At 61.1% G+C, this 17,767-nt stretch carries 14 protein-coding genes; 7 read left to right on the top strand and 7 right to left on the bottom strand.

Annotated features, from left to right (window positions below):
* Window positions 1-201: 201 nt before the first annotated feature.
* From ACB039_RS14510 to ACB039_RS14530, 5 genes are all read left to right on the top strand, one after another.
* Window positions 202-405: a hypothetical protein gene (locus ACB039_RS14510; RefSeq protein WP_005328210.1), complete on the top strand. Its 204-nt coding sequence runs from the start codon at window positions 202-204 to the stop codon at window positions 403-405.
* 913 nt (window positions 406-1,318) lie between these two features.
* Window positions 1,319-1,984: a hypothetical protein gene (locus tag ACB039_RS14515; protein WP_371165927.1), complete on the top strand. Its 666-nt coding sequence runs from the start codon at window positions 1,319-1,321 to the stop codon at window positions 1,982-1,984.
* A gap of 217 nt (window positions 1,985-2,201) precedes the next feature.
* Window positions 2,202-6,467 (top strand): transporter substrate-binding domain-containing protein, encoded by a 4,266-nt coding sequence (locus ACB039_RS14520; RefSeq protein ID WP_371165928.1) that lies wholly within the window; start codon window positions 2,202-2,204, stop codon window positions 6,465-6,467.
* A complete protein-coding gene (locus ACB039_RS14525) occupies window positions 6,460-7,671 on the top strand; it encodes an EAL domain-containing protein (protein WP_371165929.1) in 1,212 nt (403 codons plus the stop codon). The genes ACB039_RS14520 and ACB039_RS14525 overlap by 8 nt, the downstream gene beginning before the upstream one ends.
* Window positions 7,672-7,708: 37 nt before the next feature.
* Window positions 7,709-9,685 (top strand): methyl-accepting chemotaxis protein, encoded by a 1,977-nt coding sequence (locus ACB039_RS14530; RefSeq protein ID WP_371165930.1) that lies wholly within the window; start codon window positions 7,709-7,711, stop codon window positions 9,683-9,685.
* Between the two features lie 169 nt (window positions 9,686-9,854).
* On the opposite strand, the gene ACB039_RS14535 is transcribed toward ACB039_RS14530, so the two are convergent.
* The 5 genes from ACB039_RS14535 to metN all read right to left on the bottom strand — a co-directional run bounded on the left by ACB039_RS14535 (window position 9,855) and on the right by metN (window position 13,145).
* On the bottom strand, window positions 9,855-9,995 hold the full coding sequence (locus tag ACB039_RS14535) for a hypothetical protein (RefSeq protein ID WP_371165931.1): 141 nt from the start codon (window positions 9,993-9,995) through the stop codon (window positions 9,855-9,857).
* Window positions 9,964-10,464 (bottom strand): transcription/translation regulatory transformer protein RfaH, encoded by a 501-nt coding sequence (gene rfaH / locus ACB039_RS14540; RefSeq protein ID WP_005331636.1) that lies wholly within the window; start codon window positions 10,462-10,464, stop codon window positions 9,964-9,966. Before rfaH ends, ACB039_RS14535 begins: the two co-directional genes overlap by 32 nt.
* A gap of 98 nt (window positions 10,465-10,562) precedes the next feature.
* Window positions 10,563-11,363, bottom strand: coding sequence for a methionine ABC transporter substrate-binding lipoprotein MetQ (gene metQ, locus ACB039_RS14545; RefSeq protein WP_005327312.1), 801 nt, complete (start codon window positions 11,361-11,363; stop codon window positions 10,563-10,565).
* Window positions 11,364-11,389: 26 nt separating this feature from the next.
* Window positions 11,390-12,043, bottom strand: coding sequence for a methionine ABC transporter permease (locus ACB039_RS14550; protein WP_005327310.1), 654 nt, complete (start codon window positions 12,041-12,043; stop codon window positions 11,390-11,392).
* 58 nt (window positions 12,044-12,101) lie between these two features.
* Entirely contained in the window at window positions 12,102-13,145 is a 1,044-nt protein-coding gene (gene metN / locus ACB039_RS14555; RefSeq protein WP_041206353.1) for a methionine ABC transporter ATP-binding protein MetN, read from the bottom strand.
* Window positions 13,146-13,627: 482 nt separating this feature from the next.
* On the opposite strand from metN, the gene ACB039_RS14560 reads away from it, so the two are divergent.
* On the top strand, window positions 13,628-14,083 hold the full coding sequence (locus tag ACB039_RS14560; RefSeq protein ID WP_005327308.1) for a hypothetical protein: 456 nt from the start codon (window positions 13,628-13,630) through the stop codon (window positions 14,081-14,083).
* A gap of 54 nt (window positions 14,084-14,137) precedes the next feature.
* Here the strand turns inward: ACB039_RS14560 and ppgK are convergent, their stop codons facing one another.
* Together ppgK and queG are read right to left on the bottom strand one after the other, a co-directional pair.
* Window positions 14,138-14,881, bottom strand: coding sequence for a polyphosphate--glucose phosphotransferase (gene ppgK / locus ACB039_RS14565; RefSeq protein ID WP_005327307.1), 744 nt, complete (start codon window positions 14,879-14,881; stop codon window positions 14,138-14,140).
* An 83-nt stretch (window positions 14,882-14,964) separates the two neighbouring features.
* Complete coding sequence (queG, locus tag ACB039_RS14570; RefSeq protein ID WP_005327306.1) at window positions 14,965-16,119, bottom strand: tRNA epoxyqueuosine(34) reductase QueG; 1,155 nt, start codon at window positions 16,117-16,119, stop codon at window positions 14,965-14,967.
* A gap of 132 nt (window positions 16,120-16,251) precedes the next feature.
* Here queG and ACB039_RS14575 point away from each other — a divergent pair, with 132 nt between their 5' ends.
* Window positions 16,252-17,754 carry a bifunctional ADP-dependent NAD(P)H-hydrate dehydratase/NAD(P)H-hydrate epimerase gene (locus ACB039_RS14575; protein ID WP_041206352.1) on the top strand — a complete coding sequence of 501 codons (1,503 nt, stop codon included), beginning with the start codon at window positions 16,252-16,254 and terminating at the stop codon, window positions 17,752-17,754.
* The last annotated feature ends 13 nt before the right edge of the window (window positions 17,755-17,767 follow it).

Genomic DNA, 17,767 nt, shown 5'->3' on the forward strand with positions numbered 1-17,767 from the left:
ACTTTCACACGGTAAGGAGACGATCATGCAACATTCCATGTTCAACGTTGCGTTCGATCGCTGCAATGGCAGCGCGAAGACTCGTGCTCTTTATTTACCGCGTGGAGGGAACAGGTAACACCTGCCTTTTCATCACCCGCGGTTGTCCCGCAGGGTGATGTCCTCTCTCCGGGAGAACCGCACGTTCAACTGGAGAATATTATGTCTATCGAACTCGCCCTGCTGCGCCACGTCGAAACCCTGGTTCAAAAACGGATCACTCGGCTGGAACGTCGCGTCAGCTATCTGCATCTCTCTCCTGCCCTGCTCAAAGACATCGGGCTGGAAGGGCACAATGTGCAGGTCGCTCATGTCCGTGAGCGGGAGTTTCAAACCGGTTTCCGACTCGGGAATCGAATAACCTGAGGCGAGGGGCTTCGGCCCCCGACTTGTGGATGGCAGGCCCGGGCCTGCCATTTTTCTTTTCTGATAGAAGTCGTCATCATTAGCAGCACGGCCCAAATCGGTATAAAGCAATCTCAGAGGAAGATAAATCTTTCGGTGAGATATACCTCGCTATGAAATTCATTCCGATCGCAGATGATGGTTTCCAGAATGACCTCTTCAAACCATGTGACACCGACAAGTATCGAGTGCGCTCACTGTTGTATTTATGTTTCGTAATGCGGGTAACTCTTTAACAAAAGGTTTTTTATACTTTCAATACTTGGTTTTCAGATTATAAATTCGTCTCGCTCGGGGCTTTTTTTTGTTTGATTTTCATTTATGTATTTGTTTTTTATCGACATTTTAGATTTTTTGTTGTTTTGATTTCTTTGTCATTTAAATTGGTGTGAATTATGTGGATCATAATGCATCTTTTCTATTCAGGGTCGCCATCTGGTCATTCGTTCAGTTTCCGTACAGTGGTTTGCTCGAATGATGAGCATCCCTTTGCATGGTTCGAGGGCACTCAAGGTCGGAGAAAGGCGTTGTACTTGAAGAATACAGAAAAACATTGTCATCGACTTGAGAAGTCACGTGATGTTTATCCAGTGAATGTGCCGGCGGTTGTACCACCGCATCATAAATATGGAAACAGAGAAATGAATTAGCTCATATCTTTGACAAGAAACCGTGGCTACCTGATTTTCCGAGACACATTGCCAATCCATCTCAGGCGTGAACTAACCGCATGTGAAGATACGGTGCAGGCGCCCCTTTCTGGGATCAGGAGCATAGTGATAAAAACGGACCTTGATTGCCGGTATATAGTTACCTTGGTCAAGTTGAGGCATGTTTTATCCACGTCTTGCAAGGTTTGAGATGGAGGAATTTGATGACTATGGCAATCAGTCAATGCCCTGGCTCTGTTAGGCATACATTAACACCGATAGTTAATTTCAATAGCGGCGATGTCTTTTCTTTTGAAATCAAGCAACGCATCCTAAAAAACAATGGGAGTGTGCTCAACAATCATAGCGATGAAAGAATGTCTTTTATGAGACAACTGGAGTTTTTTCAAAAATTGAATCGGCAGGATGCGTTGTCCTATCGAGGGTTGTTTATTGATGCGGCGGCTAGTTTGCTGGATACCAGATCGGCATGGAAAGACTTTATTCCATTTGTTTTTCAATTCAGAGTCAATGTCGGCGTGAAGATGCAGACGATCATGAGCGAGTCGTCCGACATTGCGCTGGATAATATTATAAAACTCAAGTCATTAGGCGTGCGATTCTGGATGATTGCTGATGATGAATGGCCTTCATTGCAGATGTCAAAATCCTTTCACCCATATATTGATGGGGTAAAGATAGACAGCAATTTTTTTGAAGCTGCATTTAGCAGGGGCGATGCTACTGAGCTAAGACGCATACTCAATGCATGGGGCGGTGAGCAAACCATAGTGCATGGTCTTGAACATAAAGAGCATTTCGCCTTCGCTGTCAGCAATGGATTTATGTTGGGTCAGGGAACGTATTGCTGTGCCCATCCCTGTCACTGAATATGGCACTCTCCTGGATTTTTGATATCAAGAAACCACTCATGCGGTACTGCTGCCTGGTGGTATTGTAACAATGCTCAGGGAAGGACCCCTGACCTGCGCGAAAACGCGACATTTTCAAGCAAGGTGAGAGCCTGGCTTTATTTTTACTCGCAGTGTTCTCACCTTGCCCTGAGATTCTGGCCTGCTATCGCCCTCGCTTTATTAGGAACTAACAATGTTTTACCGTCTCATCCTGTTGTGCTGGTTGACCTGCTGTAGCCTGGTGGTGATGGCGGCCTCGACGCAACTGGACAGAAGCACCTTCACGCCAGCCGAACAGCAGTGGCTCGCCGTCCATGACGAGCTGGTGGTCGGCATGCCGGCGACGGCCTGGCCTCCCTATGTCTATACCGATGGCCGGGGCAACTTCACCGGCCCTCTGGATGAATTTGCCTCGCAGATAGCAAGCAGGCTGGGGCTCAAGCTGCGCTACCAGGCCTATGCCAACAATGCAGGGGTCCAGCAGGCATTGCTGGATGGCAAGGTCGACATGGTGATCGGCGTGGCACCGAGCCCGACACGCAAGCTGCAGATGCTGTTTACCTCCGCGTTGATGGCGCTGCCGCGTGCCGTCCTGTTGACCGGAGGACGGGACAGTCTCTCCCTGGAGGAGGCCTATGGGGTGCGTTGGGTCTGCGTCTTCGGTGTCAGCGCTTGCGATGAGTTGCTGCGACTCGGCATCTCGAACCTGGTGACGGTGGACAGCCGGGATGAAGCGATCTTCATGCTCAAGGAGGGGCAGGCGGACGCCTATCTGGCCGAGTTGCCCATGCTGAGCCGCCTGCAAGCCATGGCGGGCATGACGTTGACCACGGTGGACTGGATGAGGGATACCTCGCTCGCCATGGCGGTCGCCCCTGGGGGAGAGGTACTGCAGGGGCTGCTGGACCGGGCCCTTGAGGACATCTCCCCGCTGGAGCGTCGCGGCATCCTGGAGGCTGGCGGCATCGTCGACTATGCCCTGGTGAAAGGGAACAGGGAGATTATCTTCAACGCGCAGGAGCAGGCGTGGCTGCAAGCGCATCCGGTGATCAGGTACGGGGTCGCCCCGGACTGGCCCGGCATGAGCGAGATAGACGACCGGGGCAGGCTCAAGGGGCTCATTGCCGATCTGCTGGCGATGATGAACCAGCGTGCCGGTCTGCAGTTCACCCTGGTACAGACCCGAAGCTGGGCCCAGACCCTGGATCTGTTTCAGGCTCGCAAGCTGGATGTCATCCCGGCCATGACACCGACCGCCGAACGACAGCAGTTTGCCCGTTTCACGCCGAACTATGCCTCTCTCAACCGGGTGATAGTGGCGAGGCGAGGCATGGCCGAGCTGACCAACCCCAGGGCGTTGAAGGGACACCGGGTGGGCATGGTGGGGGGCTCGGTGGAAAAAACGCTGCTGACCGAGGTGGGGGCCGAGCCCGTGGCGGTCGCGAGCGATCCCGAGTTGCTGCCCCAGCTGGATCGGCAGCAGGTCGACTACGTGCTGATGAGCATGACCACCCTGGAAGAGTCGTTGAAGAAGGGATTCAGCGACCGTTATCAGGTGGTCTTCTCCGGCAACGAACTGCGGGTTCCCATCGCCATGGCAACCCATCTGCAGGATCCCATGTTGCAGCAGATCCTGACCAAGGTGTTGCTCTCCATTTCGCCGGCGGAGCTGACCGCCCTGGAGAAGAAGTGGCTCTCCCTGACCATACAGACGGGGCTGGATCCCGACAAGGTGCTGCTCTGGTCCACCCTGGGCGGGGGCATCTTCGTGCTCTTTCTGCTGCTGTTCGTGGGCTGGAACCGGACCCTGCGCCGCCAGATCAGCCAGCGGCGGGAGGCGGAGCGGCGGCTCGAAGAGCAATTGATGTTTGTCCAGATGATGCTCGATGCCCTGCCCAATCAGGTGGTGCTGACCAATGAGCGCTATGAAATTGCGATGACCAATCTGGCGTATCGGCAGATGTTCCTGGGGGGCGAGAACCTGAACGGCTCGTATGAGCGACTGCTTCAGGACAGGCTGCCGGAGGCCATCCGGGCCAGGGTGATCGAGGAGGATGCCAGGGTCTGGGAGAGTGGCGAGGAACTCCATGGCCGCGGCGAGATCCAGCTCGCCAACGGTGTCGAACATCAGATGATCTACACCAAGCGCCTGTTCGTCGGCCCCGGCGGCAAGCGACTCGGGATCCTGACCGTGCTGACCGATGTGACCGAGCTGGAACAGGCGCGGTTCGCGGCCCAGGATGCCCAGACCCGGCTCACCCAGATCACCGACAGCATGCCGGGCCTGGTTTACCAGTACCATTGGCTGGGGCCGGGCAATGGGCACTTCCTCTACACCTCCCAGGGTCTCAGAGAGATAGTGGGCTATGAAGATGAACCGGTGCAGACGGCAAGCACCGGAGCCACGATTCTCGGGTTGGCGGGGCAGGCCCATCAGGACTTCGTTGACACCGTCGAGGAGCATGCCAGGGCCATGAAACCGCTGGATCTCGAGGTGGAGATCCAGCGCCAGGGGCAATCGGGTTACCTGCAGATCCGGGGTCACTTCGTGCGGCAGGAGGGGCTCGAGGGCGTCATCCTGAACGGGGTGGTGCAGGACATCACGAACCTGAAACGCCAGGAGCTTGAGCTGCGCCAGGCGAGGCGGGTAGCGGAGGAGGCGACCCGGGTGCGCAGCCGGTTCCTCGCCACCATGAGTCACGAGTTGCGCACCCCCATCTCCGGCATGCACGGCATGCTGGAGCTGTTGCAGATGAGCCATCTCGATGACGATCAGCGCTACATGCTGCGCAACATCTCGACCTCCACCAATCACCTGCTCTATCTGGTGAACGACATCCTGGACTTTTCCAAGATGGAGGCGGGGCAGTTGCAATTGCACCCCCATCCTTGCCGACTGACCTCGGTCATCTGTGACGTCATCCGGGGGCATGCCGCCCTGGCCTATGGCAAGGGGCTCAATGTGGCGCTGACGTGGGGGCGGGAGGTGCCGGATCAGGCGAGCATGGATGCGGTGCGGGTGGGCCAGGTTGTCTCCAATCTGCTGAGCAATGCGGTGAAGTTTACCGAGGCGGGGGAGATTGCCATCCGGGTGAGCTACCACGACCATCGATTGAGCTTGCAGGTTCGGGATACGGGAATAGGCATCGCCCGGGAGAAGCAGGACAACCTGTTCATCCCGTTCAAGCAGGTGGAGTCCGACATCAACCGGCGCTTTGGCGGCACCGGGCTTGGGCTCGCCATCTGCCATCAGCTGACCCAGAAGATGGGTGGGAGCCTGATGCTGGCGAGCGAGGCGGGGGTGGGCACCACGGTGACTTTCGCGATGCCCCTGTCCGAGTGTCAGTGGGATGCGCCGCCGCTGGCCGGCCAGGTGTGGTGGTGGTGCGGTGAGGATGAGGTGGTGCAGTCGGTGATGGAACAACTCGGCGCCAGACTCCACCGACTGACCGCCGACCAGTGGCACCAGCCTCTGGATGGCTACCTGCTGGCTCAAGAGGGTCATATGGAGCAGATTTTCGGTGGTGGCTGGTTGCAGTATTTGCAGCAGTCTTCGCTCAAGGGCATAGTACTCTCCCCCCACGAAGCACTGCGCGGCCGCATGGGCAGCGACGCCTGGTGGCGGCTCGGCCAGTCGCCCATCTATCCCGACCTGCTGCTGGAGACCTGTCGCCAACTGTCGAGCGAGCGATCCAGTCGGCCGATACAGATACAGCGGGATAAGCTCAAGGGCAGGGTGCTGGTGGCGGACGATCATCCCGTCAACCGTGCGCTGCTGACCCGTCAGCTCGCCATCCTGGGGCTCGAGTCCGAGGTGGTGGATGATGGGGAACAGGCGCTTCGCGCCTGGCAGGGGCAGGGATTTACCCTGTTGCTGACCGACTGCCACATGCCGGTGATGGATGGTTATACCCTGACGCGCACCCTGCGGGCGGCCGGTGACGAGGCGCCCATCATAGGCGTCACCGCTGACACCTCGGAGGAGGCCGGTCAGCAGATGCGGGAGGCGGGCATGAACGACATGTTGTTCAAGCCCTACAGCCTGGAGACCTTGCGTCAGACCCTGGCTCGCTGGTTGCCGGCTCTGGCGCTGCAGCATGAGTCAGTGGCTCCCCGACAAGCCAGGGCCCAGGCGTCGGGCATCAGCTGGTTGACCCTGTTTGGGGAGGAGGCGGTGGCTCGCAGCATGGCCAGCGAATATCTGGAGGCCAATCGGCAAGATGGTGAGGACATGATGCTGGCTTTGGCCCGACAGGATACCCAGGCGCTGGTGGAGACGGCGCATCGCATCAAGGGGGCCGCTCGCATGGTCGGACAGCAGGCATTGGCGGAGGAGGCTGCCCGACTGGAGGCGGCGGCCAGGTTGAAGCAGCTGGACAGGCTCGGCGAGCTGAGCCAGACGGTACAGGCATTGATGGACTCTATCAGAGGTGAAACGGGGTTATGGCTCGATGAATAGTGCACGGCATGAGTGGGTGATCATGGTGGTGGAGGATCACAACTTCCAGCGCAAGGCCCTGATGCATCAGATCCGCGGACTTGGCTACGCTAACCTGCTGGAGGCTCAGGACGGGGAGGAGGCATTGGCCCAGTGCCAGCACCACCAGGTCGACATCCTTTTTTGCGATCTGCGGATGCCCGGCATGGATGGCATGGCCCTGCTGCGTCGCCTCTCTTTGGGCGGTTTTCGCGGCGGCATAGTGCTGTGCAGCGCACTGGAGGACGATGTGGTCGACGCCGTACTGCGCATGAGCCGTGCCTACGGCCTGCAGGTGCTGGGGCGTATCGACAAACCTGCGAGCCATCAGCAGATCGCGCAGTTGATCGGTGCCTGGCAGCCCCAGCAGGTGCGCAGCCAGGAGGAGGACGGTCACAACCTGAGCCTGGATGAACTGTGTCGGGCCCTGGAACAGGATCAGTTGCTGCCCTGGTATCAGCCCAAGGTGAGCTTTGAAAATGGTCAGTGGGTCGGCATGGAGGCGCTTGCCCGCTGGCAGCATCCCGAATATGGGCTCATCTCGCCGGCCCGCTTCATCCCGCTGGCGGAGCACAACGGGCTCATGGATCCGCTGACCGAGGTCATCATCGGCAAGTCCCTGCGCGACGGCCATCTGTGGGAGAAGACAGGACTCTCCCTCAACCTGTCGATGAACCTCTCCACCACCTCGCTGATCGAGGGGGATCTGTGCAATACCCTGCTCAATCACTGCCAGCGCTGGAGCATCAACCCCGAGCTCATCACACTGGAAGTGACAGAAAGTGCCTTCGTCAAGGATCTCGGCAAGTCGCTGGAGGTGCTGACCCGCTTGCGGATGCACGGCTTCGGCCTCTCCATCGACGACTTCGGGACCGGCTACTCCTCCATGCAGCAGCTCGCCCTGCTCCCGTTCACCGAGCTGAAGCTGGACAGATCCTTCGTCGATCGCTGCTATGAGGATCCCTCCCGCCTCGCCATCATCGAATCCAGTATCGAACTGGCGCGCAAGTTGGGGTTAAAATCGGTGGCAGAGGGGGTCGAGGATGAGGCCACCTGGCGGCTGCTGGCCAGGTTGGGGTGCGATCAGTGCCAGGGATTCTTCTCCGCACGCCCCATGCCACGCGAGGAGTTGCTCGTCTGGCATGACACCTGGCGCGAACGATCGCCCGCATTGATCGGGCGCTAATCAAGGGCAGGATGCCCGCTGCGACACAAGGATGGTCATGAAAATATCAAGCAAGCTGTTGTTGAGCTTCTGTTTTATCAATCTGCTCATCATTCTCTCCTCCGCCCTTGTCTACCATCAGCTCGGCCGGATTGAAGCGTCCCAGGAGACCCTGCTGGCCCAGGCCCTGCCCGCCCTGCAACGGGACGAGGCGAGCCAGAAAGCCCTGATCGCCACCGTCTCCTCCCTGCGGGCCTACCTCATCCTCGGCAAGGATCCCGCGCAAGGTGCGCGCATCAAGCAGGAGTGGGAGCAGGCCTGGCAGGCCATCGAGCAGCAGGGGTTCACACCCGCTCTGACCCGGTCCCTCAAGACCTTCAAGGGGGGGCAGGAGAAGGTGTGGGCCCTGGCCCATACCGAGGAGAATCTGCCGGCCCACACCCTGATGCTGCTGGAGGCCGGCCCCCTGGCGGAGGCGGCCCTCGATCAGCTGCAATCCATTGCCAACGAAGAGGTCGCGACCCCCCAGGAGGCACTGCCTGGCGATCGCCGCCTGCTGCTCAAGCAGGTGGGGGATGCCTACAACGGGTTGGCCAATGCCCTCTCAACTCTGCGGGACTTCCTCATCTCCGGGGACAAGGAGTACCTGGACAAGTACCAGGACTACTACCAGTTCCACCTGCAGCGGGTGGCCGAGCTGAAACAGCAACAGGCCAACCTCACCGAGGCGCAGAAGGGTCTGTGGACGCTCTTTGAGGAGATGTCGGCTCCCTTTGCCGAGCTGGTCGGGCAGGTGATCGCCAGACGACAGGCGCCGGACTGGGATCAGGCCAACCACCTGATGGCCACCGACATAGAACCTGCGTTGACCCGGCTCGCCGACCAGCTGGCGAGCCAGGTGACCCAGACCCGGGGTGAAGTGGAGAAGATAGCGGGCAAGATGGCCGGCGCCAGTCAGACCATCCACCGCACCCTGCTGCTGGCGACCACCAGCGTCATCCTGCTCGGCACCCTGGTGGCGCTGCTGTTCAGTCGTCGCCTAACCCGCGACATCGCCAGCCTGGTGAGCCGTGCCGGGCAGGTCGCCGATGGCCGCCTGCCGAGGGAGCCGTTGCCGGTGCTGCGCCAGGATGAGCTGGGCGGGCTGACCGGCTCTATCAACCGGATGTCGAGCCAGTTACGCCAGCTGGTGGGGGAGATCCAGGGGGCGGTGGCGCAGGTGGAGGGGGCCGGTCGCGAGGTGGGCCAGACCACCAATGCCATAGTGGACGATCTGGCCAGCCAGAATCAGCGGCTGGATACGGTTGCGGCCGCCATAGAGCAGATGTCGGCTAGCACCCGGGACGTGGCGGGGAACATCGCCGATGCGGCCGGGGCGGCGCGTCAGACCGAGCGACAGGCCAAACAGGGGGAACAGGCTCTCGCCCGCATGAGTACCACCATGGCGCAGATTGCCGCCATGATCACCCAGGCCAATCAGGCGATGACGCTGCTCAGCAGCCAGAGCGAGCAGGTGGGTCGCGTCACCGAGGTGATCGCCACCATCGCCGAGCAGACCAATCTGCTAGCGCTCAATGCCGCCATCGAGGCGGCGCGGGCCGGGGAGCAGGGCAGGGGATTTGCCGTGGTAGCGGACGAGGTGCGCCAGCTGGCCAGCCGCACCAGCCAGTCGACGGCGGAGATCAACCAGACCATCGCCAGCATCCAGCAACAGACCCGGCAGACGGCCGATACCGTGGGCAGCGGCACCCTGCTGGTGGAGCAGGGCAGGGGCGCCGTGGCCTCGGCCACCGAGACCCTGGCGGCCATGTCGGCGCTGGTGCAGGATCTCTGCGGCCAGCTCGCCGCCATCGCCACCGCGACCGAGCAGCAGTCGAGAGTGGCGCAGGAGGTGGCGGGCACCGTGGAGGAGATCGCCGGGCTCAGCCACCAGTCCAGCGAGCACAGTCAACAGGGCGAGCTGATCGCCGCCAGACTGACCCGGGAGACGAACCGACTGACCACGGCCATCAGCCGCTTTGCGCTGGATGCCTGAGGAGGGGAGCGGTGCAGCGGCATAAAAACGGGGCAGGCCGATGGGCCTGCCCCGTTTTATTTCCAGTACCTGGTGGTCGACGCTGCGGCTGGTCTCCTGATTGAGCAGGCTCACCAGCAGGGGTGGGGCGCTTCTCGCTGCCGACGCCGTCTAGATGCCGGAATCCGGGTCAGTCCAGGCGCCGGAAGGCCTGGTTGTCGAAGCTGCTGCTGGTCTCCTGGTTGAGCAGGCTGACCAGCAGGGGTGGGGCGCTTCTCGCCAGCGACGTCTGGTGAGAATCAGTCCAGTCGCCGGAAGGCCTGGTTGTCAAAGCTGCTGCTGGTCTCCTGATTGAGCAGGCTGACCAGCAGGATCGCCCGCTTCTCGCCATCCGGCTCCAGGTAGATGGCCTCGAACCCGGCCAGGGGACCAGATTCGATCAATACCTTGTCCCCTTGCGTCGGCAGGCGGGCATAGCTGGCGCGCGCCTCGTCGCTGTCGTCCCGGCTCATCAGCCGGTAGATCAGCTGGCTGCTGACGGGGGTCCACTCCTTGCCGAAGTGAATGATGCGGCTGATGCCGCGGGTGGACTTCAGGGTGACCGGAGTGACCTCTTCCAGATCCACGTAGATGAACAGGTAGTTGGGGAACATGGGTTCACGTAGCGGAACCCGTCTGCCCCGTCTCAGCTTCTCGACTTCCACCATGGGGTAATAGGATTCGACGCCTTGGGCTGCCAGATGGGCGCGAGCGCGAGCCTCTTCCTTGGGCTTGCAGTAGGCTAGATACCATTTCTTCATTGTTGTTCTGTTTTTTCGTGTTGCCGTGCTTCTGGCTATGATAACGGGGGCAAAAAAAAAGGCCACGCTTGACGTGGCCTTTTTTACAGAGTGAGTGATTACCAACCTTTTACCAGACCACCCTTGAACAGCTCGGTCCCCTTCTTGTAGACCTCGTCGGTCTGGAAGGCCTGGACGAACTCCTTGACCTTCTCGTCGTCCTTGTTGTTCTCGCGGGCAACGATCAGGTTGACGTAGGGGGACTCCTTGTCTTCGACAAACAGGCCGTTCTCGGTCGGGGTCAGGCCAATCTGACCGGCGAAGGTGTTGTTGATGATGGAGAGATCAACATCTTCCAGGGAGCGGGGCAGCTGAGCGGCTTCCAGCTCGACGATCTTGAAGTTGCGCGGGTTGCTGGCGATGTCCAGCACGGTGGCTTCCAGACCGGCACCTTCTTTCAGTTTCAGCAGGCCCTGCTTCTCCAGCAGGATCAGGGAGCGACCCAGGTTGGTCGGATCGTTCGGCACCGCGATCTGGGCGCCGTCTTTCAGCTCGGACAGGGCCTTGATCTTCTTGGAGTAACCGGCGATCGGGTAGACGAAGGTGTTGCCAACCGGCACCAGCTTGAAGCCGCGATCACGGATCTGGGCATCCAGGTAGGGCTTGTGCTGGAAGGCGTTGACGTCGACGCTGCCGTCGTTCAGTGCCACGTTCGGGGTGACGTAGTCGGAGAAGGTGACGATCTCGACGGTCAGGCCGTATTTCTCCTTTGCCACCTTGGCCGCGGTCTCGACCAGTTCGGTCTCGGGGCCGGCGATGGCGCCGACTTTCAGGGTCTTGCTCTCTTCCTTCTGACCGCAGCCGACCAGTACCAGAGTTGCCAGCAGCGCAGCCGCAGCGGATTTAATGCCCAATTTCATAAAAACCTCCTGTCAGAAATCGACGATTAACGATGATCACATTGTTTGACCAGGCGCTCACCTGCGCTCTGGATGAGTTGAACCAGTACCACCAGAATGACCACGGTGACCAGCATGACGGTAGGGTCGAAGCGCTGGTAGCCGTAGCGAATACCCACATCGCCGAGACCGCCCCCCCCGATGGCACCGGCCATGGCGGAGTAGTTAACGAGCGTGACGAGGGTGATGATGATGCTGTTGAGGATCCCGGGCAGGGCCTCAGGCAGCAGCACCTTGGCAATGATTTGCAAGGGTTTGGCACCCATGGCCTTGGCGGCTTCGAGCAGGCCGTCCGGCACTTCCATCAGGGCACCTTCCACCAGACGAGCGATGAAGGGGATGCAGCCCACGGTCAGCGGCACGATGGCGGCTATAGTGCCGATGCTGGTGCCGACGATCAGCCGGGTCAGTGGAATGATGGCCACCAGCAGTATGATAAAGGGCACGGAGCGGCCGACGTTGACTACGATGCCGAGGATCTTGTTCAGCAACGGGTTGGCCAGGATCTGGCCCGCCTTGGTCACGTGCAGTGCCACGCCGAGCGGCAGGCCGAGCAGGCAGCCGAACAGGGCGGAGGCAAACACCATGATCAGGGTGTCGCCGAGGGCTGTGATGAGCAGATTAATCATGGCTTCGGACATGAGTCATTACCTCCAGCTGGATAGGATGGCTGAGTCGCCGAGGATTGGGCGCAGCAGATTAGTCATTGCTTCGGACATAGCCCATTACCTCCAGCTGAATGTGGTTGTCGATGAAGAACTGCTGGGTGGCCTCGCACTGGGCCTCATCCCCGAACAGCTCCGCCAGCAGGAAGCCGAACTTGACGCCACCAGCGTATTCGATGTCTGCGCTCAGTATGCTGATGTCGATGTTGAAACGGCGGCTCACCTCGGAGATGAGCGGCGAATCAACGGTGGCGCCGGTGAAGCCGAGCTTCACCAGGGGATAGCTGTTCGCCACCCGCTCGGTGCTCATCCTGTCCTGGTACTCCTGGGGCACCTCCAGGTGGATGGTGGAGTGGATGAAGTCACGGGCCAGCTGGGTCTTGGCGTTGCTGAAGAACCAGGCCACCTCGCCCTGCTCGATCAGGCGACCGTCGCTGATGATGGCCACTTCGTCACAGATCCCCTTCACCACATCCATCTCGTGGGTGATGAGCAAGATGGTGAGCCCCAGCTTGACGTTGATCTCCTTGAGCAGGCTCAGGATGGATCGAGTGGTCTGGGGGTCGAGGGCCGAGGTGGCCTCGTCGCACAGCAGTACCTTGGGGGCCGGAGCCAGGGCGCGGGCGATGGCGACGCGCTGCTTCTGGCCGCCGGAGAGCTCGGACGGATAGGCGTGGGCACGGGCTTCCAGCCCAACCAGGGCCAGTAGTTCGTCGACCCGGGTCTGGATCTGTGCCTTGTTCCAGCCAGCCAGCTCCAACGGGAAGGCGATGTTGGCGAACACGGTGCGGGAGGCCAGCAGGTTGAAATGCTGGAAGATCATGCCGATCTGGCGACGAGCCTGGGTCAGGTCCCGCTCGCTCAGGGCCACGAGATCCTGACCATCGACGATGACCTGGCCCTGGGTGGGACGCTCCAGCAGGTTGACGCAACGAATAAGGGTGCTCTTGCCGGCACCGGAGGCGCCGATCACCCCGAAAATCTTGCCTTGTGGCACATGCAGGCTCACGTCACGCAGGGCGTGCACGGCGTCACTGCCTTTACCGTAGACTTTGTTGAGACCGATCAACTTAATCATGGATTCTTCCGTGCTAACAGCCTTAAAGCACAGGGCGCTACAGGCGGGTGAATTGGGCAGAGGTTTCACTGGGTTGCTCTGCCATCATGGAGGATGATGCTAAGATGTCCGGATGGCTGTGTCAACGCATGTTTCTACGTCTAGACGTCTAAAAAATGGATAAGGATTCCCGCTCGCTGACTAAGGGAAGAGGAGTAAACCGACAGCTTCAATATTAGATTCTGATTTTAAATCATCCTTCCGAATATAACCTGGATAATCACCCTTGAATCGATGATTCCCCCGTTTTGTCACGGCCTACCCCTGGGCGCTGGCAGTCAGTTGCCAGCATGACAGGGAGGAATCTCTTTGCCCACTTCTCTTCGTTTTCTTCTTTTTCTTTCCCATCCCTTTGATGTAGAACAAAAAACGACCGTTTTTATCCGGGGAAGGAGCGGCGTTTTTTTATACTGGCAGGAGGTGGACGGCAGGAGGAAGCAGAGATGCGATTTCAACAGATCAAGGACCTGATGCTTTACCTCGAACAACTGCATCAGCAGCAGGGGCGCAGTTACGGGCGCCTGATCCCCCAGGTGGATGGGGAGCGCAGCCGGATGCTGCTGGCCTATTTGCAAGGACGGGAGGACGCGGCGGCGGCCCACCTGCACGACTATCGGGAGCAGATGGGGAGTGCGGTCAAGGAGACCTGGCTGGATCAGGGCTTCGGTGAGGATCTGCTGGCCGATTGCCAGCGTCTGGCATTGGCGGCCGGTACTCAGCCCGAGGAGATAGTGGCCATGGTGTCGCGGCAGGAGGAAAAACTCGTTGGCGAGCTGGGGCGCCTGGCTCGCGAGTGCCCCACGCCGGACACGGCCGCGTTGCTGACGTCGCTGGCATCCATGGCGCAATCCCGGCTGACCCGGCTGGTGCACGGAGCCCATCGGCTCGACGACATCTAGCGGGCCATGGCAGAGGCCCGGTCCGGGCCTCTTGCGGCGTTGTCGGGAGGAGAGTCAGTCCTCTTGCCGGGCCGCGCCATAGAGGGCGGCCCCTATGATGCCGGCCTGGTTGAGACTGGCCGCCGCCACCAGGGGGGCACGGGTTTCTATCCGGTCGATGAACTTGTCGAGCTTGGCGGCGCTGCCGCCTCCCAGGATGAAGAGGTCGGGGGAGAAGAGGAACTCGAGGCGGGCCAGGTATTTGTTGAAGCGCTTGCCCCAGCGGTTCCAGGAGAGATCCTCGCGTTTGCGCACCGCGTCCGAGCAGTAGTGCTCTGCCACCATCCCTTCCAGGATGAGATGACCCAGCTCGGTGTTCGGCAGCAGTTGGCCGTTGACGAACACGGCGGTGCCGATGCCGGTCCCCACCGTGATGAGGATGATCACTCCCTTGCGATCCCGGCCGGTACCGAAGCGCATCTCGGCCAGCCCGGCCGCGTCGGCGTCGTTGAGCACGTGGCAGGGCAGGCCGGTCACATCGGCGAACAGGTGGGCGGCGTCGGTCTCGATCCAGCTCTTGTCGATGTTGGAGGCATTCTTGGCGATGCCGTTGTGGATGGTGGCGGGGAAGCCACAGCCCACCGGGCCCTTCCACTGGAAGTGCTCTACCAGCGCCTTGAGGGTGTGCGCCACGGCGGCCGGGGTGGCCGGTTGCGGCGTGGCAATGCGGTGGCGCTCGCCAATCAGTTCGCCAGTCTCGGTATCCACCAGGCAGCCCTTGATCCCGGAGCCGCCAATATCTACTCCCAACATCTGCATCCGAATCTTCCTTTTATTGTGCCGATGGCCAATGGTCGGCAGAGCATGAAAAAAGTGCTGTCATCCGGCAAGGACCAGATCACTTATGCGTGATCCGGCAGGCCTTTTTCGATGCAGCGGATCAACAAACGGGTCTTCTTGTCCTCTTTCTCCTGGCGCACGGCCAGGGTCGCCAGCGCCCACTCGATGTGTTCGGCCACCATGGGCTCGGCACTGGCGAGCGCCTGTTGCAGTGCGGCCATGGCATCGCTGCTGGCCGGGCCGTTGCCGAGCGCTACCGCCAGGTTACGGCGCCAGCGCCGATAGCCGATGCGGCGGATGGGGCTGCCTTCGGTGTGCTTGAGAAAGTCGCTCTCGCTCCAGCCCCACAAGGTCAACAGCGGCGGGCGATGCAGATTGGGGCGCGGGCTGAAGTCGGGCTCTGGGCTCGCATCCGCATAGCGGTTCCAGGGGCAGATGAGCTGGCAGTCGTCACAGCCGTAGATGCGGTTGCCCATCAGCGGCCTGAACTCTTCCGGGATGGGGCCGTCGTTCTCTATGGTGAGGTAGGAGATGCAGCGCCGCCCGTCCACCACGTAGGGCGCGACGATGGCGCCGGTCGGACAGATGTTGATGCAGGCCACGCACTTGCCGCACTGCTCTTTTTCCACCGGTGCATCGACGGGCAGCGGCAGGCCGACCAGCAGTTCTCCGAGAAAGAAGAAGGAGCCGGCAGTCTCGTTGAGCAGCAGCGAGTGCTTGCCCACCCAGCCGAGCCCCGCCTTGGCCGCCAACGGGCGTTCCAGGATGGGGGCCGAATCGACGAAGGGGCGCCACTCCCCCGGGGTTGCCTGCGTGGATGGCAACAGTGTCTGGCAGCGCTGCTCGATGCGCTCTCCCAGCTGTTTGAGCCGGTTGCGCAGCACCTTGTGGTAGTCGCGCCCGAGGGCATAGCGGCTGATATAGCCCAGGGTAGGATCGCGCAGGGTGGCGGCAAAGCCCGCCTCGAAGGGGAGATAGTTCATCCGCACCGACAGCACCCGCAGGGTGCCCGGCAGCAGCTCGTGGGGCCGGGCCCGCATCATGCCGTGGCGCGCCATGTAGTCCATGGTGCCGTGATGACCCGCATCCAGCCAGGCCTGCAATCTGGGCTCCTCGAGGGCGAGATCCGTGTCCGTGATGCCGACCTGGTCAAATCCTAGCTCCCGTGCCCAGAGCTTGATATCGTGGGCCAGTTGCGCGAGTTCGGCGGCCGTCATTGTGCCTTACCTGCCTGCTGGCAGCGGCATGGCGCCCGCAGCACTGAGGGTGACGAGGGCCGTGCGCCGTCATGGCACGTCATATGCCAAGCCAGGAATCGGGCCAGTGGATGATGAAGGTGGGGAGCCGTCATGGTAGAGGGTATCGAGGACGCTATCGGCAAAAAACAAGGCATCAGTCTAGCACAGCCGCTGTGGCGGGCCGAACAGATCCGCAAGATGGAGCAGCGCTGGGCCGAGCGTGAGGGGCAAGCTCTCTACGCCTTGATGGAGCGGGCCGGTGCCGCCCTGTGCAGTTATGCTCGCCATCACTGGCCCCAGAGTCACCACTGGTGGATCTTCGTCGGCTCGGGCAACAACGGGGGGGATGGCTATGTGCTGGCCCGCCTCGCCCGTCGACTCGGCCTCGAGCCTCTGGTGATCGCCGCTAGGGCCCCGGGCCTGCTCAGAGGAGACGCCAGGCGGGCCGCCGATGAGTGGCTGGCGGCGGGGGGGGAGGTGATGATGGCCGATGCGCTCGAGGGGGCGTCGCTCCCTTCGCCGGATCTGGTGATAGATGCACTGCTCGGCACCGGTGTCCAGCTCCCCCTCTCCTTGCCAATGACAAAGATCGTCTCAACAATCAATGGTTTGAATGCTCCCGTTCTGGCGGTGGACCTCCCCTCCGGGCTCAATGCCGACACCGGCCGTGCCATGGGGGCCCTGGTGCACGCCACCCGTACTCTCAGCTTCATCGGCATCAAGCAGGGCATGCTCACCGCCGACGGGGTGGACGGTGTCGGCCAGCTCGACTGGGATCCCCTCGGGGTGGTGCCCGAGGCCGGCCTGGTGCCCGCCGCCGAGCGCCTGGATTATCCCCGCCTAAAGAATCTGCTCTTTCCCCGTCCCCGCTCGGCCCACAAGGGCAAGCACGGCAAGGTGCTGCTGGTGGGGGGCAACCTGGGGATGCAGGGAGCCATACTGCTGGCGGGGCAGGCCTGCCTGCGGGCGGGGGCGGGTCTGGTGCGACTGTGCCAGCACCCGGACTCTCCCCCCGCCAGCCTGGTGCAACCTGAGCTGATGGGATGTCCGGTCGGGATGGACGAGGGGTGGGCCTCGGTGCGCGTGCTGGGGCCGGGGCTCGGGCAGGATGAGTGGGGAAGGGCTCAGTTCGAACACCACCTCAATGCCAGCGGGCCACTGGTATTGGACGCCGATGGATTGAATTGGCTGGCGCAGGCACCCCGTCATCAGGATAATTGGGTGCTCACGCCCCACCCAGGGGAGGCGGCCCGCCTGCTGGATTGCGGCGTCGCCGAGGTCGAGGCGGATCGCTTCGCCGCCGTATCGCGGCTGCAGCAGCGATACGGCGGCGTGGTGCTGCTCAAGGGGGCGGGCTCGCTCATCTGCGATGGCCAGCGCATCAGCCTCTGCGATGAAGGCAATCCCGGCATGGCCAGTGGCGGCATGGGGGATCTGTTATCTGGTATAATCGCCGCCCTCCTGGCTCAGGGCTGGTCTGCCGGCATGGCCGCGCGACTGGGGGCCGTGATTCACGCAGAGGCCTCCGACCTGGCCGCGGCCGAGGGAGAAAGGGGCATGCTGGCATCGGATCTGCTGCCCTGGATCCGCCGTCTGGTCAATCCGACACCGTAACAAGTAACAAGAA

It is taken from the genome of Aeromonas sp. S2(2024) (assembly GCF_041402505.1).
Lineage (GTDB): Bacteria > Pseudomonadota > Gammaproteobacteria > Enterobacterales > Aeromonadaceae > Aeromonas > Aeromonas media.